Raw genomic sequence first — 20,753 nt, forward strand, 5'->3', positions numbered from 1 at the left:
AAAAAACAAATATTTTTTGACAATATTTCAAAGAAAAATAAATTCAAAATTCATAAATATATAAAGTTTCATCTTTGATTTTGTCATCATTATCATAGTAAGTTCGCTTCAATATATTACCATATTTATCAAATTCTCGAGTTAATTTGTAATATATCTTATCATTTTCCATGATTGTATGACCAATATGTCTATATTCGGAATCATAATAATGATAATTAATTCTTTCAATCTCATCATTTTCGTTGTAAAATATCCATTTGGTTATATTTTCCCTATCATCCCTATACATTCTTGATTTATTTCGCATTCTATCACCATTAATGTCAACAATATCAATATAATTTTCAGTTAAGTTATGCACATAAATCGTATGGTAGGAAGTATCATTGTCGGAATTAAATGAAATTTCTTCAAGAATGTTACCATTTTTATCATATTTGCAAACAGACTTACTTACATCATTACTGTCAATTCCATCTCGATATTCAATCATATTGCCTGTACTATCATATTTCATTGCATATTGGCTTTTCAAATTATTGCTTTTATCATAAATTTGTTCTAATATTTTTTTCCCATTTGCATTTAACTTGGTAATGTGGGTTAAAAAAATCAAGTTTTGATTATCAAAAGACAACTCTCTTTTCAAATATCCTGCCTCTTCAAAATCGATCATTAATAAATATTCAAATGTTGATGTAGAGTCTAATGATATATTCGATAACAATTCACCATTTTTACAATACTCATAAAAGTTTGAACGAAAAATTTTACCATCATCATCAATTGATTTTTCATATTTTATAATACAGCTATCATGATAGATATGATTGGCTATTAAAAATCTATTATTATATAATGTAAATTCTATATGTTCAGTAATTTTTCCATTTTCATTGTAATAAATTATTTCAGACATTTTATTACTATGCGGTAATTCACTATTATCATAAAATATATTCAAAACTGTACATTTCCGGTATCCGCCATGGACATCCGGTTCATTGATTGGATTCAATCTGTTCTCATGTGAAAGAGAACTGATGGAGAATAGAATAATTGTTGATATGTAAAGAATTGTTTTCATATTTACCTCAAATTTAAACTTCCCCACGCTCCACCCCTTTCGAGGTGGAGCATGAGAGAAAATCAGACTAATCTTCGACTTTTGCTCTGAGAGAATCCCAGATGAAGTAGGCGAGAAGTCCGAGGAATGCAAATAATGCGAGAATTTCAGAGCCGACAGCACCTTCTTCCCAAATATTGAGATTGAGATTGATGCTTGCCCAGCCCATATTATTAATAAACATTAGCAGGGCGCCGAATACACCAAAGAGTGCCGCACCGGCGATAAATCCGGAAGCAATGAGCGTACCACGCTGTTTGCGGGCATTAGCAAGTTTTGCATCCTGTGAGCTTTTACCGATATAATGGGAAATCAATCCACCAACGATGAGCGGAGTATTTAAGTCAAGAGGAATGAACATACCCAATGCAAAAGCAAGCGGGGAAATGCCAAGCCAGTTGACAAGAAGTGCAATAATTGCACCAACTACAAAGAGCATCCATACGATTTCTGCTCCGGGAAGCATAAGCGGCTCAATTACTGCTGCCATAGCGTTTGCCTGCGGTGCTACAAGCGGGTCAGGGAATTGCTCTGATTTTACAAAACCATACGCCTGACTTAGAATGTAAATCACCACACCTACTGTACCGGCTGAAACAAGTGTTCCAAGGAATTTCCATGATTCCTGTTTGCGAGGTGATGAACCAAGCCAGTAACCTACTTTCAAATCAGTGATAAAGCCACCTGCCATTGATAGTGCAGTACAAACAATACCGCCAATTATGAGGGCACTGACCATACCTGTTGGTCCCTGAAGACCGGCTTGTACAAGGACGATTGATGAAATAATGAGTGTCATCAGTGTCATACCTGATACGGGGTTTGTACCCACAATAGCGATTGCATTAGCTGCTACTGTAGTAAAGAGGAATGAAATAATAACAAGCGTGGCAAGTGCAATCAATGCCTGTGACAGATTAATTTCGACACCGGTCATCAAAAATACAAATACACCAATAATTGTCAGAAGTGAGAAAATAATCACAAATGTCATTTTAAGGTCTTGTTGAGTGCGGATTTCCTCAGTTTCGCCACCGACATTTTTACCAAGTAGTCCGGCAACTGCAAGTTTGAATGCCGTTCCGATTACACCTGATGATTTTATTATGCCGATGATACCTGCCATAGCAATAGCACCGATACCAATTGGACGAACATACTGGCGGAATATATCTTCCGGGCTCATTGCCGCAAAGAAATTCACTCCGTCAGCACCTGCAATTACTCCGCCGATTGCATTAAGAAGCGGTATAAATACAAGCCACGAAAGTAAAGAACCAACTACAATTATAGTGGAAAACTTCAGACCTACCAAATATCCGAAACTGAATATCAGGGCGCTGACATTTAACTTCATAATAATTTTTGATTTTTCTGCAAGTGCAGCACCAATCGGAACCATTTTTGAAGTTATTACCTCAGACCATAATTTCAAAGAGCCGAACATAAAATCAAACAACCCGCCAATCAGCCCGCTACTGATAAGAATGCCCGCCTGTGAGCCACCTTTTTCGCCGGTGATGAGGATTTCTGTCGTGGCAGTAGCTTCCGGAAACGGAAATTTTCCGTGCATATCCTTAACAAAATACTTTCTGAAAGGAATCAGGAATAGTATCCCCAGAAAACCACCAAGTAATGATGAGAAAAATATCTGGAAGAAGCTAACCTGAATCTCCGGATATTTATACTGTAAAATATATAATCCCGGTATTGTAAAAATGGCACCGGCAACAATTACACCGGAACTTGCACCAATTGACTGAATGATTACATTCTGTCCTAAAGGATTTTTAACTTTAAAAAATGTAGAGGCGCCAACTGCAATAATTGAAATCGGAATTGCTGCCTCAAAAACCTGCCCAATCTTTAGTCCTGAGAATGCTGCTGCTGCCGAAAAAATAACAGCCATCAGCAAACCCATACCGACTGACCAGGGTGTAACTTCAGGAAATACCTTGTTTGCAGGCATTACGGGTAAATACTCTTCACCCGGTTTAAGCTCGCGGTAAGCATTTTCAGGCAAACCGCTTTTGTCTAATGAACTATGTTCCATGTACGTTCCTGTAAATAATACTGTTAGTGAATATTAACGTTTCTTTTCAACCCAAATCTGTACTAAATTAATTATGGTTTCGACAGATTTAACCAGCGCATCAACTGAAACCCATTCAGTTTTGCTGTGGAAATTCTGCCCACCGGTATAAATATTAGGAGTAGGCAAGCCCATTGCTGTCAGACGGCTGCCATCAGTACCACCGCGGATTGGATTCCAGTATGGTTCAACTCCGGAGCGAACTGCTGCTTCCCAAAGATAATCAAGTCCGTGTGGCTGCGCTTCAAGTAAATCGAGCATATTGCGGTAGTATTCAATAACCTCAACTTCAAATCTTACTTTTGGATGATTTTCCTGCACTTTGGCAACAATTTCTTCCATCATTTGCTTCTGTACGTCCAACCCTTCAGTTTTGAAATCACGAAAAAGAAGCTGAAGCTCTGAATAGTCAACAGAACCGGTAACTTTATGCGGATGAATATATGGTTCGTAACCTTCGGTAGTTTCAGGTGCCATATCACGCGGAGTAAGAGCAATAACATCAGCGATAGCACGAAGAGAATTTACCATGATATTTTTTCCGAATCCGGGATGAATATCACGTCCGTATGCTTTTACTATGCAGGCATTTGCACTGAAAGTTTCCTTGTTGATTTCACCGGGCATTTCGCCGTCAATTGTATAAGCATATTCGCAGTTGAATTTTGCTACATCAAAATGATTTGCGCCACGACCAATTTCCTCATCAGGAGTAAAACCGATGCGTATATCACCATGAATAATCTGAGGATTATTCATAAAATATTCCGCTGCCATCATAATTGCTGCAACACCGGATTTATCATCAGAACCAAGTAAAGTGGTTCCATCAGTTGTAACCAAAGTATGCCCAATGCACTTATTCATAGCCGGACATTCTGAAACCTTGATTATGACATTGTTATCAGCCGGAAGGACAATATCTCCACCCTGATAATTTTCAATAATTTGAGGTTTGACATTAGCACCGGTTGTATCAGGCGAAGTATCCACGTGAGCAACAAAACCTACAGCGGGGACTTTGCCGTAAGCAGGGTCATCAGCGGGAATATTTGATGGAATTGTAGCATAGACATAGCATTTATCATCAATTTCAACATCTTTGATGCCCATTACTTTCAGCTCATCAACGAGGAGATTAGCAAGGTCGAATTGTTTTTGAGTGCTGGGGGTTTCATTAACAGCCGGGTCTGACTGAGTGTCAATTTTCACATATCTTAAGAGCTTTTCTAAAACTTGTTGCTTCATACAAAAACCTATTTTAAAATTTGAAATTAAAAAAATTACAAATTAACTTTTTTTAACTTGCTTAACAAATTTTTTGTTAAAAATTGATTGTTTTAAATCACTTTTTGTTAAAAAAAATGAAATTATCAATATTCGAACATTATTTTCAATTAAATGCACAGAATAAGAAATATATTCAAAAAAAATAGTATTTTTGAATTATCTGTAATTTCGTATTAGGAAATTGTTATGAATGATAAAATTTTAAAATTTTTGGAAAAATCCTTAAAAATTGAGGATTCCGGAGTCAATTTTTTCTCAAAATCTGCAAGGAGATTTAGCCGGATTTCCGAGTTGAAAGTTTACTTCGAAACATTTGCACGCACTAAGGTCAGCCATAAGGCATTTATGCACGAGCTGACATCTAATTATAAAAATCATCAATTAAAGATTAAGAAAGATACTATTTCGGATTTTGATATATCCGGTTTAGAAAGCTTGCTTGATGATGTATCCGTAGTTGGTGACCATAGTCTGCCGGAAGATATTTTGAAATCAGCATTTAATTATTTGAACATTACTATAAAATTATATTCTAAACTTTCAGCTACTTTTGGTTTCGATGAATCGTTCAATAAAATGTCAGCAGAGAGCAAACTGGTTTTTGATGTTGTCAAGAAGCATATTCATGAGTTTACTGAAGAAATCCGATTTTATGGATATGAATAATAAAAAACCACAGCCGTAAAAAAATTGCTGACTGTGGTTTATCAAAAGGAGTAGAACTATGTTATTATTTAATACGTTCATAAACTAGAAAAAGTTTCAAAAAATGAAAATTCTGTATAATCGGTTAATTGAATTTGTCTTATTATTAACTTTAATGATTTTACTATTTTCTGTCAAGTCTTATAGCCAAAAAAATACTGAAAAGTTCCGTGATTTCAAAGCTGATGGATTTTATCATTCTATAAATTTATCTGCAAATCTTAAAATGGGAAACGAGGAATTTTACAAATATCAGGGTGATTATCGAATAGACCTTTACCAACCCAATTTCATAACTTATCTGGTTGGAAATATCGAATACAAGGAGGGTAACAGAAGCCTGATAACAAACAAAGGTTTTGCACATTGGAGATTGATTTTGAATAAAGATAAATTTGCAGAGCCTGAAATATTTTCTCAAATTGAGTATAATGATTTTATAAGCCTCAAAGAACGATTTGTTGGAGGTGGCGGGCTTAGAATTAATCCATTTAATAAGTCAGCAAGTGATTCAATCCATAAAATTACTGTCGAATTTGGAATAGGATTTATGTATGAGTATGAAGAAGTCGCAGATACAGCCAAACCTCTTACTAAATACATTCGTTCAACAAATTTTTTGAGTCTGCGATATACGTTTCAGGATAATGTAAATATTTTTTCAGTTACATATTTTCAACCCTATTTAGGAAATATTTCAGATTTCAGGCTGTTACACGAATCGAGATTTTCAGTATCAATAAATAAATTTCTTGCATTCTTTGTTTCAGGTATCTATCGCTTCGACAATGAACCCCCGACCGGTCTTAAAAAATATGATTTTGAATTGCAAAATGGAATAACTATTAATTTTTAAAATGATCGAAAGAAAAGTAAAATATTATCATGTAACATCTGACCCAATAGCAATCGAAAGGAAGATTCGGCTTACTAAAGCACTTGTGCCTGTAATGAAGCAAAAAATGCAAGCCCCACTCAAAAATCTGGGACTTGCATTCAAAATCAATCATTTGAATATTTTAGCTAAAAAGATAGAAATCAACAGATTAACGGCACTTTTAAGACATTATCTTGATTTATAAAATACCTAAGTCATTTTTGGCAAAGGCATATGCCATTTTCATAATTGGTGGCTCAATATCAATTGCTAGTTTAGATTGTAAATCTCGCTGACCCAAGTCAGGATTTTTCTTAATACATGCTTTAACCTGCCGATAAATTGTATCCGGTACAAGCTCTTTCCTTGGCAGGTCATAACCTGCTTCAAGTATTTCTACAACATAATTAGCCATCATAAGCGAATTACCTGCAAAAAGTCTTGTTTTTATTTTGTCAAAGTCTTCTCCCTGCTCCAGCAGTCTTAATGCATCTTTTGCAACTTTTGATACTTTTTGTTCTTTTGGATTTAATTTAATTTTTGCTAATTCCTGTAAAAATATTTTAGCAAATTTTTGCACAAATAATTGACTTACACCAGAAACATTCTTAAGGTCATATTCTGTTTCAGGCATTACTTCAGCTATCTTGCGCATTGCGACATCACTTATAATGCCACGTGGAACTACTCCTGCATTTTCAGCGATTTCGCGTCTTAATGTGACTAATTTATTGAAAATCATTTCGCTTTTAGTTTTTACTTTTTCGGGTCTCGCCATGGTTCTAGATTGCTCCGGTAATTGCTTTAAAAATTCTTCACCAGCTTTGGTTATATATATTTTACTTTTATTTGCTTTTTGAAATTCTACTAATCTCTTCTCATTTAGACTGTTAAGCAAGTTATTTATGAAATCGTCAGGTTTAAAATTCAATAAAATATTTGGAAATTTTCTGCTGACACCTGCTAAAACATTTTCTTCAAAGTAAACTTTTATGTCAGACAGCTTAACGCTATTTTTGTTCTCAACTAAAAACTTTAGAACATATAACTCGAAATTTTCATAATTATTGGAAGACGAATTTACAGTATTTTTAATTTTATTTGATTTGCAAGAAGAACATCTTCCACAATTTCCCTTGAAATCATCATCATTAAAATATTCGAGAATGAAGTTCCTTTTGCAATCATTAGTTAATCCATAACGAATTACCTGATCTAACTTCTTAATTGCGTGGACGCATCTTTTTTGTATTTTCTCAAAATCAATATTGATTTCATCCGAACTATGAATAAAATTATTCAGGAAGTAACTTTCCTCACTACTTTTGGAAAAATAAGAAACCATTCCAAGCATTTGCATTGATTTGATAAGTTCATCAAAATCACTTTTGGGTATTGATTGCTTAACAATAATATCTTTGATATTTAAACTGACTTTTCTTGAAAAAACATCCGGATTAACACTTCTTAACAGTGCTTCAAGAGCTGCTTTACGCTCATCAGAGGAATTTGCGTAATACTCGTGAATTCTATCCTTTGATGTCCCGATGAAAATTTCTGAACTATTATGATAATATCCTCTTGCGATGACCTCATTTCTTTCCAATAAACCAAAAATTGATTTGACAGTCCTGAAATCCATACTTAATTTATTTGCCAGGTTCAGCGGGTCAGGTATATTATAATTTTCGGATTCAGCTGCTGAAGCATTTGTAAAACCTGAAGAAATTTCGGATAAAACTTTGTCCACATCCTTCTTAACAGGATATGTAGATTTGATAAAAAATTCTGGTAAATCTTTATCACTTTCATTATAAAGTAACCAGCAGTCAGAATGTTTGCCGTCTCTTCCTGCTCGACCTGCTTCCTGATAATATGCTTCAATTGTAAGTGGATAATCAACGTGAATTACATTTCGAACATCAGACTTATCAATGCCCATACCAAAAGCATTTGTTGCAACTATGACTTTTATTTTGCCTGAAATAAATCTTTCCTGTACGGCATTTCTTAGCAACACTTTCATTCCGGCATGATATGATTCTGCTTTAATTCCTGATTTTCTTAGTTCTTCTGCAAAATATTCCACTCTCTTTCGAGAGCCTGCATAGATAATTGTTGAGCCATCGCTTATCCCGGAAACTATCTCAGAAATTCGTTCAACTTTATCATATACTTTTTCGGTGTGATATGATAAATTAGTTCTGTCGAATCCTTTGACAAACTTTTTCGGATTATTCATCTTTAGCGATGACACAATATCATCCTGTACTTCCATTGTTGCTGTCGCAGTTAATGCAAGAACCGGACATCTTGGAATGAAATCGAATATTTTATTGATATTTTGATAAGATGGTCTGAAATCATGTCCCCATTCCGATATACAGTGCGCCTCGTCAATGGCGATGAACGATATGTTCATATTTTGTAAAAGGCTCAGAAAATATTTATTGACAAGCCTTTCAGGAGCAACATAAACCAGTTTATAATAGCCTTCAGATGCTCTTGCAAGTCTATTGTTAATTTCGTCATAAGGTAATGTGCTGTTTATTGATGTTGCTCTGATATTCCCGGAAATCAGAGTGTCAACCTGATCTTTCATCAATGCAATTAATGGCGACACTACCAAAACAGTTCCGGGCATAATCATAGCAGGAAGTTGATAACAAATTGATTTACCGCCACCGGTTGGCATTACCGCAAGAGTATCATTACAATTCAGCACTGAACTAATTACTTCTTCCTGCCCGGACCTGAAAGTATCGAAACCGAAATATTTTTTTAGCATTATGCCGAGCTGATTCATTTGTAATTTTGATTGTTGAATAAAAATGTTTGCAAAAATACACAAAATTATTCAAGTAATATTGAAACAAATGAAATAAGATGGTTTTATTACATCAAAATTTTTCAACAATTGAATTTGCAAAAAATTTATTTCACAGTCAATAGTTATATAAATATTGAATTTCTGTTTTTTTTAAAAAGTATAATATTTTTTCCAATTTCAAAGAATTGATTTTTAAATATCATGAGCAACAAAAAAAAACCTGAGTGGGTACCTGAAAAAGGCGGAGATGAATTCGCCAGTTCAGTTATGCCGGGTGTAAGTATCAATCAAGTGCATAAGTATAAAGTAGTCAAAAGAAAGACACTAAATGTAGAGGATTTTGTTCGGGGAGTTTTGGAAAGCAATACTGTAATATTATCGAAAGCAATTACTCTTATAGAGAGCAATAACGAAAAACATACAGAGCTTACTCAATCAGTAATTAAGGAACTTTTACCATATTCCGGGAAATCTGTCAGAATCGGAATAACCGGTCCGCCGGGAGCCGGAAAAAGCACTTTTATCGAATCATTAGGAATGTTCCTCTGTAAAAATGGCTTTAAAGTGGCTGTGCTGGCAGTTGACCCAAGCTCAACAGTATCGGGTGGCTCTATTCTGGGCGACAAAACCAGAATGGAATACTTATCCCGAGAGCATCATGCATATATCCGACCATCGCCATCAGGCGGCACACTTGGCGGAGTAGCAAGAAAAACCCGCGAGACAATTTTAGTTTGTGAAGCTGCAGGTTATGATGTCATACTGATTGAAACAATTGGTGTAGGTCAGAGTGAAGTTACTGTTCGCTCAATGGTTGACTTTTTCCTTCTCTTGCTGCTCCCGGGTTCCGGCGATGAGCTCCAGGGAATTAAGAAAGGGGTTGTAGAATTAGCGGATTCGATTGTAATAAATAAGGCTGAAGGAAATTATAAAGACAGAGCCAATCTGACCAAAGCATCTTACAGCAATGCACTCAGATTGCTTACATCTGCTACTGAAGGCTGGATACCCAAAGCAATGACTTGCTCGGCTCTGAACAACGATGGTATTGAAGAAGTTTGGTCTGTGATAAATGAATTTATGATTAATACTAAAGATTCCGGAATTTTTGAGAAAAGAAGAAATGAGCAGCTCATTAATTGGGTTAATTCTATGGTCGAAGATGAAGTTCACAGACGGTTTTTCGGCAATTCCGAGATTCGGAAATTAAGAAGCGAGCTTGAAAACCGCGTACTATCAGCCGAGGTTACACCAACTCAGGCAGTAAATTTATTGATTAAGAAATATTTTGGAGAAAAATGAGCAAAATTTTATTAGCAAGCAATAATAAACACAAAGCTGAAGAATTCAAGCAAATCTTTATTGATGCTGGACTTTCTTCAAGTCTTGTATTGCCTCAGGATTTGTATCTTGGAGGTTTGGAGGTTGAAGAAACCGGGTTGACATTCGAGGAAAATGCCGAAATAAAAGCCCTTGCTTTCAATAAAGCGGCAGGAATGCCTGTAATTTCAGATGATAGCGGTCTTGAAGTGGATTGTCTTGGTTTGAAGCCCGGTGTTACTTCTGCAAGATATGCCGGAGTGCACGGTGATGATGCGGCAAACAGAAAAAAGGTATTGGATGAGGTTTTAGCAAAAGACTGTGGAAATTTAAAGGCAAGATTCAGATGTGTAATTTGCTATTTTGATGGAAATGAAATCATTCAGGGCGTCGGCAAAGTGGAAGGAAGAATTTCTCTTTCAGAAAGAGGTAGCGGCGGTTTTGGATATGACCCGATTTTCATTCCTGACGGCTATGAAAGCACCTTTGCGGAGCTTCCTGCTGAAATCAAAAATCAAATTTCACATAGAAAGCGCGCTTTAGATGACTTTATTGAAAAATACAAAACCAAAAACTAAATAAACAGTGAATAATTTATGAGAAATTCAAAGAAAAATACAAAATCAATCATTAAAGAAGAGCCATTTCTATTCAAGTATGGGTACATTATTCTTGGTGCATTCACTCTTTTACTATATTTACAAACAATTAATTTTGGATTTACTGGTTTTGATGATTCATCAATTATTCCACCAAACAGAGAAATGCTTAGCTCAGTTAGCAATATAGGGAAAATCTTTCTGGATGATGCTTTTTTTAGAAACGGAGAGCAAAGTTTTTACAGACCATTACAAAATATTACTCTGATGATTGATACAATTATCGCCGGTGATGCTTTATGGATGTATCATTTCACAAATTTGGTTTTACATATTATATCTGTGATTATATTCTACTTCCTATTAATTGAAATAGGTGTTTCAAAGAAAACATCGCTTGGAATGGGCACAGTTTTCTCGGCGCTCCCGGCACTGGCGCATGCAGTTGCCTGGATTCCCGGACGTGGCGATATATTACTGGCTATTTTCTCGATGCTTTTTATCATTTACCTGTCCAAATTTCTTAATTCAAACCAAACAAAGTATCTTATTTATAATTCCTTATTTCTGGCTTTAGCATTGTTGTCAAAAGAAAGTGGCCTGTTTTTGTCAATAATAGCCCTTCTCTTTGTTGCAATATTTCACAAGGAAAACCTAAATTTCAAGTCTGCCATAATTCCTGCTTCCATCTATTCTTCAATGTCAGTATTATATTTAATCCTGAGAAATTTAGTAATTGGTGATATGAGTTCTAAAACCAAATTCGGTATTGAATATCTTATATCAAATCTTGCTTACATTCCCGAGACAATCGGTAAATTATTCATTCCAATAAGTTTAAATCCTATGCCAAGTTACGAATTAATTAATATTGTTACAGGATTTATTTTAATTACAATGATAATTTATTTTGGTATTTCTAAAACCGAAAGCAGGAAGTATCTGTTATTTGGATTTTTATGGTTTTTGCTTTTTTCGATTCCGGGAATGATGTATGAGCATGAATTCGGAACTTATGCATATCAATATTTAGAGCACCGTGCATATTTGCCTGCTGTGGGAATATTAATAATACTGCCATTCATATTTCGAGGGTATAATCTCCGGGAAAATACGATTTTCGCCGGAATACTATTGGTTTCGATTGTTTTTTTCATACTGACTTTGCTGAATTCTCAATATTACAAAAATGAACTCGTATTTTATGAAAGAGCAATTGAAAAATCGCCTGAGACCGCAGCTCTTGCATACTTAAACAGAGGTCTAATCAAAGCGAGAAGTGGAAATCCAAAAGCAGGAATTGAAGATTTTAATACTGCAGCCTCGATATTTCCTGAATATCCGGACGCTTATAACAATCGCGGATTGGCAAAAACACAATTAAAAGATAAGCGTGGGGTTATGGAAGATTACAATAAAGCGATATCATTGGATTCAAATCGAGCTGTATTCTTCTATAACAGAGCAATATTCAAATCCTCAGAAAATGACATTTACGGAGCTTTGGATGATTATAAGAAAGCTATTGCTATTACTCCTACTTATAAACAAGCATATAAAAACATCAATTATGAATATACTCGTCTCAGAGAATTTGATTCATGTATCCATTATACAAGTTTGGCAATACTGCAAATCAATGACAATCGAGACTTTTATTATACCCGCGGGCTTTCAAAATTATCTAATGGTGACACTGCAGATGCTTGCGAGGATTTCCAAATATCCTATGGGCAAGGTTTAGCCTCTGCCGGTGAGCAAATAAGAAAGCACTGTAAATGATAGTTTTTTCAGACTAAAAAACAATGTTTGAAATTGCATTATTTTTTATATTTTTGCATAACATTTATAATGAAAATAAAATTATTAATATGGAAAATAAAACACTCTTAAGAACAGAAGAATTTCTCAAGAAGTTTATTCATTATATCAATCTCGATACAGAGCTTGATGATTATGATAAAATTCATGAGCAAATCGTAAAAGATTCCGTCTTCAAAGGTACGAATTTGTGGATTTTGATGTTTGCGATAATTGTGGCATCTGTTGGTTTGAATATGAATTCAACCGCTGTAATAATCGGAGCTATGTTAATATCACCATTGATGGGTCCAATCAACGGAATGGGATACAGTATAGCAACTTACAATTTCGAATTATTTAAACAAGCATTTAAGAATTTCAGCTTTGCTGTAATCGCCTCTTTATTTGCATCATCTCTATATTTCTTCCTAAGCCCTGTTGCAACAGCACATTCGGAACTTTTAGCAAGAACAAGCCCTACTATTTATGACGTTATTATAGCTCTTTTTGGAGGTCTTGCCGGCATAGTTGCAATAAGCAGTAAGCAAAAAGGAAATGTAATTCCAGGTGTTGCAATTGCTACAGCATTGATGCCTCCCCTCTGTACGGCAGGCTATGGACTTGCTACTTTCCAGTATGAATTTTTTCTTGGAGCATTATTCTTATTCACAATTAATACAGTTTTTATTGCTTTATCATCTGTCATAATTTCGCAATTATTAAAATTTCCGATTACAACCTTAATTGACCAAAATCAAAAGAAGGTTGTAAACAGATGGATAAGTATAATAATCGTTGCAATAACTCTTCCAAGTATATATTTTGGATATATGTTGGTTCTTAAAGAAAAATTTAACGAAAACGCAAGTAAGTATGTTGCAAGTGTTAGTATTTTTGAGGGAAATCTTTTGATAAAAAGTGATGTGGATTCAAAAGAAGGGAGTATTACTTTGCTTTACGGGGGAACAAATATTAGTGAACAACAAAAAGAAATTCTGGTTGAACAAGCAAAATTTTTCGAACTTAAAGATGCTAAAATAATTATCAAACAAGGACTTGATTTCGGAGAATTTGCGAAAGATAAGAATGCGGAAGTTTACAGTTTGAAAGAAGAGTTGGGCAAAATTAAAATGGTACTGAGCGAAAAGGAAAGGCAACTTGACAGTATAAAAACAAACTCATTACTTGGAAAAAGTATTTTAAATGAAATTAATAATTTATATCCCGATATTTCAAAATGTACATTTGCTGATGCTTACAGATTCATAGATACATCTGATACACCTGAGAATGTCAAAATTGTGATGTTTGCCGTCGAGACAAACAGACGTAGAAATCTGGATACAAATAAAATAAACAATTGGCTCAGAACACGACTCAATTTCCCAAGTATAAAAGTAATATACAACACTTATGACAAATCTTTTGATTAATAAAATGTGTCGTTTTTTTTAAAAACAATTTTTGTTAGTAAACGTTAGATTATGATTTAGAAGATTGAATATTAAAGAGCTTAAATTTATAGAGTCGCAATTTGAAGCAATAATTTGCCTGAATGCAAATTTGCCTGATAAGGAATTTTATTTGCTTTTCAATGGAATCAAAATAATTGCCGCAGATGGTGCCGCATATAAACTTAAGTCGTTGGGAATTCAACCTGATATAATAATTGGTGATTTCGATTCATTAGAACCGGATAAATTAATTGATGATTTTGCAGGTTCAGAAATTTTGAAAGTTTCTGATCAGGATAGCAATGATTTTGAGAAAGTACTGAAGCATTGCATGAAATCCAAACTTAAAAATCTATTGATTACAGGTATTCATGGTGGTGAGCTCGAGCATACTTTAAATAATTTAAGTGTCTTGGTCAAATATTGTTCTGAACTTAATTTTTGTGTGTATGATTCTGGACGTTATGGGATTTTAGTATCGGAAAGTTTGTTTTTTGTTTCTATGCCATACGAAATTATTTCATTGATTCCTCAGCCAAAAGCTAGACTTACTACAAAAAATCTTAGATGGGAGCTAAAAGATGATGTTCTGGAATTTGGAATCAGAGAAGGAGCTCGCAATGAATCATCAGGACAATGTATTGAAATCGAACTACATGAAGGCAGATATTTGCTGTTTATTGATTCCAGGGAGCCCTCAAGCCCAATTTTAAAATGATGTTATAATTTAAAAACATAAAATCAAAATGGATATAAAAAAAGATATTTTATACAGCGAAAAACTTGGCAGAGATATGCAGGTAAGTATTTACGGACATTATGGAATATCCGTACTGATGTTTCCTGCAATCACCGATAACGCTGACGAATACGAAAATGAGGGCACTATAAATGCTATTGAGCATTTAATTAAAATTGGTAAATGTAAAGTATTTGTAACATCAAGTATTGACAAGGAAATTTGGTTCGGCGGATCAATGGAACCAAAAGAAAAATCACATCTCCATTTTAAGTTTAATCAATATGTGGAAGATGAGCTGGTACCTTACATTTATGGCAATTGTGGCGGTCCACTTCCTGTCATAACTGCCGGAGCCGGAAAGGGTGCCTACCATGCAGCAAATTCATTTTTTAGAAGACCTGATATTTTCCTTGGTGCAATAGCTATGAGTGGCGATTATGATTTAGGTATTCATACTTACGGTTATTTTGATGATAATTGCTATTATAATTCACCGATTCATTATTTGCCCAACCTGAATGACAACTACTGGCTTTCTTTTTTACATTCCAGAAGACATATTTATTTAACAGCGGGTTCAGGCAAAGGGGAAAACCCCGAAAATTCCAAAAAACTTGCATATATTCTTACATCAAAAGGAATAAGGCATCACTTTGAAATTAAGGACGAGAATTATTCTCATGATTTTAAGTCATGGAATGCGATTTTAAATTCTATTATAGAAGGAAGATTGTAATTTTATGTTCAACTTTCAGTTAAATAACTTACTTGGCAAAAGCAATAAACAAGAGTATTCACCTGGCTTAAGCACTGAAAAAGATCTTGGTTTTCTACTCAGAGAATGTAAGAAATATCTGAAAGTTTTTAATGAACAAAAAGTCAGCAGAGCATTTTTACTTTGTATTGATGCTCACGAAAAAAAACTCAGAAAGTCAGGTGCACCATATTATACTCATCCTCTTGAAGTTGCACGGATTGTAATGAGCGAAATTCCACTCGATGATATTTCTGTTATATCAGCTCTACTTCACGATGTACTTGATGAAGGCGATAATTATTCAATTAAAGATATTCGCTCTGAATTTGGAAACGAAGTTGCCGATATTGTCGAAGGTATTCACAAAATTGAGCATATTGAAAATACCAATATTTCTATAGATGATCAGGCTGAAAATTATCGCAAGCTTCTGCTTTCACTTTTCAAAGATATACGTATTATATTAATTAAGCTTGCTGACAGGCTTCACAATATGCGTACGCTGGAGTATGTATCGCAAAAAAGTCAAATTAAGCTTGCAAAAGAAACCCTTGATATTTATGCTCCTTTTGCTAATAGATTCGGCTTGAGAAATATCAAATGGGAACTTGAAGATTTATCATTTAAGTATTTGAATCCTGATTCGTATAATGAAATAAAAGCCGCTTTAAAGAGTACTCGCGAAGAGCGTGAAGATTATATTGAGAATCTTATTCAGCCTATTTTGGATAAGTTGAAACAAGATGAGCTGTTAAAAAAAATTAAGTTAAAATATGAAGTAAGTGGAAGACCCAAACATATTTATTCAATTTACAACAAAATGCTTGCCCGCAATAAACCAATGGACGAGCTTTATGATTTATTTGCTATCAGATTAATACTCGAATCAAATGAGCCAAATTTGTGTTTTTATGCCTATGGATTGGTGGCTAGTATTTATCAGCCTGTTCCAGAGACTTTTAAGGATTATATAAGCACACCCAAGAAGAATGGTTATCGTTCAATTCATTCAGCGATAGTTGGTCCTGATACAAAAATTGTGGAACTTCAAATACGAACACGTGAAATGCACGAGCTCGCTGAGCAGGGATTTGCTGCTCATTTCAGATATAAAGGTGGAAGGATTGATCAGGCTTCTATTCTTGAACGTAAACAAATTATTGATTGGATATCTGAAGTTAGAGAGATTTTTGATCATGCTAAAAGCGGAACAAATGAAGAATTAATTGAAAATTTCAGACAAAATTTATTCTTTGATGAAATTTATGTTTATACTCCGAAGAATGAATTCCGAACACTACCAAAAGATTCTACACCTCTGGATTTCGCTTATGATATTCACTCCGAAGTAGGAAATCATTTCATCAGTGCCAAAGTAAACGGAAGACTTGTAGCTATTGATTACAAACTTCAGAGTGGCGATCAAATTGAAATTATTACATCAAAAAAGCAAACACCTTCTGAAGAATGGCTGAAATATGTTATAACAGCAAGAGCCAAACAGTCTATAGCAAAATTCCTGAAAGAAATCGAAAGGCAAGTAATTGAATCAGGTAAGAAAATTTGGACTGATAAAAGCAGGGAATATTCAATCAGGATTAATGAAACTGAGTTCGATGCATTAATTAAATCACTGAGATATGATTCTCCTGATGAATTTTTCTATGCCCTTGCAAATAATCATCTGTCACTTGATAAAGCTTTTGATTTTATCAAATTCAAAATCAGAGATGGGCTTAGAATTAATGGCGAGCACCGTGAACGTGCAAGTATTATGAAACAGAACGGTGAATCCCAAAAAAATTCCAAAAGCAGTAATCTGAATGGTAATGGTGAATTGAAAACGAATGAAATTAAGCCTGAAGCTGACGGCTCACTAACAGTATCACTGGCAATCAGAGCTGTCAAACGCAATTTGATGCTTCAACAGATTAACACATCAATATTATCTATGAGTGATACAGAAATTCTCGAGATGAAATATGATGAAATTGAATCCGATTTCAAAGAGACTTTGAAGCTTCATTTTGGTAATTTTTCCTATCTTGAAGTCATAATTGATAATTTAAAACGGATAGATGGCGTAAAAGATGTAGAAATTTTAAAAAATAATTGAAGATTATAGATATTTTCATTATTTTTGTTTTTTGTAATAAGTAACATCGTAAAAATAAAATAACGTGACACTAACAATAATACTTTTCGGAATATTGGCGATACTTGCAATAGCATCAGCATTGGTAACAATTCTGAGCAAGCATCCCATTCGCTCCGCTATGGGGCTGGTCTTTCATTTTTTCATGCTGGCTGGGCTTTATCTTACACTAAGCGCCCAGTTTATTGCGGCACTGCAGGTTCTTGTTTATGCCGGTGCGATAATGGTTTTAGTGATATTTGTTATAATGCTCCTTAACTTAGGAGACGAAGAATCACTCAAATATAAGATTAATCCACGGCAGGTAATTGGAGTTGCTCTTGGGGCGGCTCTACTTGTTATGCTCGGAGCAATTTATATAACCAATGTAACTCCGGATACTGCGGCATATAATGCTGAAATTGCAGAAAGAATCGGTACTGCTGAATCTTTGGGTAATGAGTTATATACTAATTACATTCTTCCTGTGGAAGCGATTGGTATTTTACTTACTGCCGCTATTGTTGGAGCTATAGTTTTAGCAAAACGTAAATTAAGTTAAGGAAGAAAAATGTTAGAAGCAATACCTTTAGAATATTATTTAATTGTATCAGCCGTACTTTTTATTATCGGTAGTATTGGTGTGATTACAAGACGTAATGCAATCATTATTTTCATGTCTATAGAATTAATGCTGAATTCTGTGAACCTGACTTTAGTGGCATTCTCTACTTTTTTGGGGGATACAGCAGGTCAGATATTTGTGTTTTTCGTAATGTCAGTTGCTGCGGCAGAAGCTGCAATAGGACTTGCAATAGTTCTGGCTTTATTTAGAGCAAAACAAACTGTTTATGTGGATGAAGTTAATTTGCTTAAGTGGTAAGTTAAAGATTTTATGCTAAAAAGTCCGTTTCATAATAGAAGCGGACTTTTTTTGTTGTCAGAATAACATGTATATTTTTTTATTTATATGACATCAGCACATATGAATACAACTCTTATTTACTGTTTTTATTGAGAAAACTGAAATATATCAGTCAATCAAAACTTCTTTAAAATTTGCACCGGCTTAATCATATTTTCAGGTTTTAACGCTTCTTCAAGTTCTTCTTTTGTCAATAGATTCATTTCAAGAACAAGCTCATATACTCCACGATTCTCTTCAGATGCACGCTTAGCAACCTTAGTGCATGCTTCATAGCCAAGAATAGGATTAAGGGCTGTTACAAGCCCAATACTGTTTAACACCATATTTCTACAATGTTCAACATTGGCTGTAATTCCATCTATACAGCGATATTTCAAAGTCATCATACCATTTTTTAGCATCTCGATTGATTCAAGTATGCTTTGAGTAATCACAGGCTCCATCACATTCAGCTGCAACTGACCTCCTTCAGCGGCAAGAGTAACTGTCAAATCATTTCCAATTACCTTGAAAGCAATTTGATTAACAACTTCGGGGATTACGGGATTCACTTTGCCCGGCATAATAGATGAACCCGGCTGCATTGGCGGGAGATTTATTTCACCAAAACCGGTACGGGGACCGCTGCTAAGAAGTCTGAGGTCATTGCAAATTTTCGAAAGTTTCACAGCCAGACGTTTTACAGCAGATGAAAAAATAACAAAAGCACCAGTATCCTGAGTTGCTTCAACAAGATTTGATGCTAATGTAAAAGGCAGTTCGGTAATTTCGCAAAGATAATCTGTGCAAATCTGGCTGTACTCAGGATCTGCATTGATACCTGTCCCTATAGCTGTACCACCCATATTGATTTCAAAAAACAGTTTTGAATTTTCTTTCAATCTTTGAATTTCTTCCTCGAGAGTTACGGCATAAGCTTCAAACTCCTGGCCAAGTGTCATCGGTACAGCATCCTGAAGCTGAGTTCTTCCCATTTTTATAACATCAGCAAACTCGATAGCTTTGTTTCTAAATGAGTTAATCAATTCTTTGAGAACAACTATCATGTCTTCATTTTCATATATCATTGAAAGCTTAATAGCTGTAGGATATACGTCATTTGTTGATTGGGACATATTTACATGATTATTAGGATGGCATTTTTCATATTCGCCTCTGGTGTAGCCCATTATCTCAAGAGCGCGGTTAGCGATTACTTCATTTGCATTCATATTTGTTGATGTGCCGGCTCCGCCTTGAATCATATCCACAACAAAGTTTGCATGGAATCTGCCATTAATTATCTCCTCGCATGCTTTTATAATTGCATCAGAAATATCATTACCCAGTAGCCCTAATTTGTTGTTGGCTTTTGCTGCTGCCATTTTAACCTGAGCAAGAGAGCGAATCAGATGCGGATAATGGCTTATAGCTATACCTGTAATATTGAAATTCTCCAGACCTCGCAAGGTTTGAATGCCGTAGTAAAATTCGTAAGGAACTTCCCTGTCACCAAGAAGGTCATGTTCATGTCTTGTTTTACCTGAAATATACTGAGCCTGAGCACCTACAACCTGACTGGTGGTTATGCTCATTCTTCTGGAAATAACTCTGGAAACTGTAGCCAAAATCTTCACAGCTAAGTGATAGTTTGCTTTAAAGAGTTCATTGAAGTTCTCCCGACTAATTACTAAAAGTTCAGAATCTTCCACAACTTTAGCAGATGTCGAATGTGGATTATCTTCATCCATTAAAGCACCTTCACTCATGAAATCAAATCGCTCAAACACCCTGAATAGCTTTTCTTTTCCAAATGGATTTCTTTTTACTAATTCAACTCTACCATTGATTAATAAAAATAAATTTAAACGCGGTTGGTTTTCTTCAAAAAGATATTGATTAATTCGATATGTTTTAAAATTACATATAAGGGCAATACTTTCAAGTTCGGTATTGCTTAAACCTTCGAAAAGTTGAACTCCACTTAGGAATTCCAATATTTCACTGGCATTCATATTTATACCTGAGTATTAGTTAATTTTGTAAATGTTATTGTGAATTTACACTTAAATATAATGCAAGTTAATAGGTTTTTTTGAAATAAAAAAATAAAT

At 34.7% G+C, this 20,753-nt stretch carries 17 protein-coding genes; 12 read left to right on the forward strand and 5 right to left on the reverse strand.

Features of this window, described 5'->3' with window-relative positions; translation table 11 throughout:
• Positions 1 to 43: 43 nt before the first annotated feature.
• The 3 genes from KF896_12640 to pepT all read right to left on the reverse strand — a co-directional run bounded on the left by KF896_12640 (position 44) and on the right by pepT (position 4,469).
• The gene (locus KF896_12640) at positions 44 to 1,090 is read right to left on the reverse strand and encodes a hypothetical protein (GenBank protein MBX3044555.1); all 1,047 of its coding nucleotides are present in this window, start codon (positions 1,088 to 1,090) and stop codon (positions 44 to 46) included.
• Between the two features lie 67 nt (positions 1,091 to 1,157).
• The gene (locus KF896_12645; GenBank protein ID MBX3044556.1) at positions 1,158 to 3,182 is read right to left on the reverse strand and encodes an oligopeptide transporter, OPT family; all 2,025 of its coding nucleotides are present in this window, start codon (positions 3,180 to 3,182) and stop codon (positions 1,158 to 1,160) included.
• Positions 3,183 to 3,215: 33 nt separating this feature from the next.
• On the reverse strand, positions 3,216 to 4,469 hold the full coding sequence (gene pepT / locus KF896_12650; GenBank protein ID MBX3044557.1) for a peptidase T: 1,254 nt from the start codon (positions 4,467 to 4,469) through the stop codon (positions 3,216 to 3,218).
• A gap of 228 nt (positions 4,470 to 4,697) precedes the next feature.
• Between pepT and KF896_12655 the strand changes: the two genes are divergently transcribed.
• The 3 genes from KF896_12655 to KF896_12665 all read left to right on the forward strand — a co-directional run bounded on the left by KF896_12655 (position 4,698) and on the right by KF896_12665 (position 6,298).
• Positions 4,698 to 5,177: a hypothetical protein gene (locus KF896_12655; protein ID MBX3044558.1), complete on the forward strand. Its 480-nt coding sequence runs from the start codon at positions 4,698 to 4,700 to the stop codon at positions 5,175 to 5,177.
• 154 nt (positions 5,178 to 5,331) lie between these two features.
• Complete coding sequence (locus tag KF896_12660; GenBank protein MBX3044559.1) at positions 5,332 to 6,072, forward strand: DUF481 domain-containing protein; 741 nt, start codon at positions 5,332 to 5,334, stop codon at positions 6,070 to 6,072.
• A 1-nt stretch (position 6,073) separates the two neighbouring features.
• A complete protein-coding gene (locus tag KF896_12665; protein ID MBX3044560.1) occupies positions 6,074 to 6,298 on the forward strand; it encodes a hypothetical protein in 225 nt (74 codons plus the stop codon).
• Here the strand turns inward: KF896_12665 and KF896_12670 are convergent.
• A complete protein-coding gene (locus KF896_12670) occupies positions 6,293 to 8,881 on the reverse strand; it encodes a RecQ family ATP-dependent DNA helicase (protein MBX3044561.1) in 2,589 nt (862 codons plus the stop codon). The genes KF896_12665 and KF896_12670 overlap by 6 nt on opposite strands.
• A gap of 243 nt (positions 8,882 to 9,124) precedes the next feature.
• On the opposite strand from KF896_12670, the gene meaB reads away from it, so the two are divergent.
• The 9 genes from meaB to nuoK all read left to right on the forward strand — a co-directional run bounded on the left by meaB (position 9,125) and on the right by nuoK (position 18,615).
• Entirely contained in the window at positions 9,125 to 10,225 is a 1,101-nt protein-coding gene (gene meaB, locus KF896_12675) for a methylmalonyl Co-A mutase-associated GTPase MeaB (GenBank protein MBX3044562.1), read from the forward strand.
• Positions 10,222 to 10,821 carry an RdgB/HAM1 family non-canonical purine NTP pyrophosphatase gene (rdgB, locus tag KF896_12680; GenBank protein MBX3044563.1) on the forward strand — a complete coding sequence of 200 codons (600 nt, stop codon included), beginning with the start codon at positions 10,222 to 10,224 and terminating at the stop codon, positions 10,819 to 10,821. Before meaB ends, rdgB begins: the two co-directional genes overlap by 4 nt.
• Before the next feature lie 18 nt (positions 10,822 to 10,839).
• Positions 10,840 to 12,624, forward strand: coding sequence for a glycosyltransferase family 39 protein (locus KF896_12685; protein ID MBX3044564.1), 1,785 nt, complete (start codon positions 10,840 to 10,842; stop codon positions 12,622 to 12,624).
• Positions 12,625 to 12,713: 89 nt separating this feature from the next.
• Positions 12,714 to 14,078: a DUF389 domain-containing protein gene (locus tag KF896_12690; GenBank protein MBX3044565.1), complete on the forward strand. Its 1,365-nt coding sequence runs from the start codon at positions 12,714 to 12,716 to the stop codon at positions 14,076 to 14,078.
• A 64-nt stretch (positions 14,079 to 14,142) separates the two neighbouring features.
• The gene (locus KF896_12695; protein MBX3044566.1) at positions 14,143 to 14,817 is read left to right on the forward strand and encodes a thiamine diphosphokinase; all 675 of its coding nucleotides are present in this window, start codon (positions 14,143 to 14,145) and stop codon (positions 14,815 to 14,817) included.
• Positions 14,818 to 14,845: 28 nt separating this feature from the next.
• Entirely contained in the window at positions 14,846 to 15,577 is a 732-nt protein-coding gene (locus KF896_12700; protein MBX3044567.1) for an esterase, read from the forward strand.
• Positions 15,578 to 15,581: 4 nt separating this feature from the next.
• Entirely contained in the window at positions 15,582 to 17,714 is a 2,133-nt protein-coding gene (locus tag KF896_12705) for a bifunctional (p)ppGpp synthetase/guanosine-3',5'-bis(diphosphate) 3'-pyrophosphohydrolase (protein MBX3044568.1), read from the forward strand.
• Between the two features lie 64 nt (positions 17,715 to 17,778).
• Complete coding sequence (locus tag KF896_12710; protein MBX3044569.1) at positions 17,779 to 18,294, forward strand: NADH-quinone oxidoreductase subunit J; 516 nt, start codon at positions 17,779 to 17,781, stop codon at positions 18,292 to 18,294.
• A gap of 9 nt (positions 18,295 to 18,303) precedes the next feature.
• A complete protein-coding gene (gene nuoK / locus KF896_12715; protein ID MBX3044570.1) occupies positions 18,304 to 18,615 on the forward strand; it encodes an NADH-quinone oxidoreductase subunit NuoK in 312 nt (103 codons plus the stop codon).
• 158 nt (positions 18,616 to 18,773) lie between these two features.
• Here the strand turns inward: nuoK and aspA are convergent, their stop codons facing one another.
• Positions 18,774 to 20,654 (reverse strand): aspartate ammonia-lyase, encoded by a 1,881-nt coding sequence (aspA, locus tag KF896_12720; protein ID MBX3044571.1) that lies wholly within the window; start codon positions 20,652 to 20,654, stop codon positions 18,774 to 18,776.
• Positions 20,655 to 20,753: the final 99 nt, after the last annotated feature.

Source organism: Ignavibacteriota bacterium (genome assembly GCA_019637995.1).
Taxonomy (GTDB): domain Bacteria; phylum Bacteroidota; class Ignavibacteria; order Kapaibacteriales; family UBA2268; genus JANJTB01.

Coding starts and splice junctions, on each gene's coding strand:
- KF896_12705 (MBX3044568.1), top strand. CDS start 15,582: ATGTTCAACTTTCAGTTAAATAACTTACTTGGCAAAAGCAATAAACAA.
- KF896_12660 (MBX3044559.1), top strand. CDS start 5,332: ATGATTTTACTATTTTCTGTCAAGTCTTATAGCCAAAAAAATACTGAA.
- KF896_12685 (MBX3044564.1), top strand. CDS start 10,840: ATGAGAAATTCAAAGAAAAATACAAAATCAATCATTAAAGAAGAGCCA.
- rdgB (MBX3044563.1), top strand. CDS start 10,222: ATGAGCAAAATTTTATTAGCAAGCAATAATAAACACAAAGCTGAAGAA.
- KF896_12690 (MBX3044565.1), top strand. CDS start 12,714: ATGGAAAATAAAACACTCTTAAGAACAGAAGAATTTCTCAAGAAGTTT.
- nuoK (MBX3044570.1), top strand. CDS start 18,304: ATGTTAGAAGCAATACCTTTAGAATATTATTTAATTGTATCAGCCGTA.
- KF896_12670 (MBX3044561.1), bottom strand. CDS start 8,881: ATGCTAAAAAAATATTTCGGTTTCGATACTTTCAGGTCCGGGCAGGAA.
- aspA (MBX3044571.1), bottom strand. CDS start 20,654: ATGAATGCCAGTGAAATATTGGAATTCCTAAGTGGAGTTCAACTTTTC.
- pepT (MBX3044557.1), bottom strand. CDS start 4,469: ATGAAGCAACAAGTTTTAGAAAAGCTCTTAAGATATGTGAAAATTGAC.
- meaB (MBX3044562.1), top strand. CDS start 9,125: ATGAGCAACAAAAAAAAACCTGAGTGGGTACCTGAAAAAGGCGGAGAT.
- KF896_12640 (MBX3044555.1), bottom strand. CDS start 1,090: ATGAAAACAATTCTTTACATATCAACAATTATTCTATTCTCCATCAGT.
- KF896_12700 (MBX3044567.1), top strand. CDS start 14,846: ATGGATATAAAAAAAGATATTTTATACAGCGAAAAACTTGGCAGAGAT.
- KF896_12655 (MBX3044558.1), top strand. CDS start 4,698: ATGAATGATAAAATTTTAAAATTTTTGGAAAAATCCTTAAAAATTGAG.
- KF896_12665 (MBX3044560.1), top strand. CDS start 6,074: ATGATCGAAAGAAAAGTAAAATATTATCATGTAACATCTGACCCAATA.
- KF896_12645 (MBX3044556.1), bottom strand. CDS start 3,182: ATGGAACATAGTTCATTAGACAAAAGCGGTTTGCCTGAAAATGCTTAC.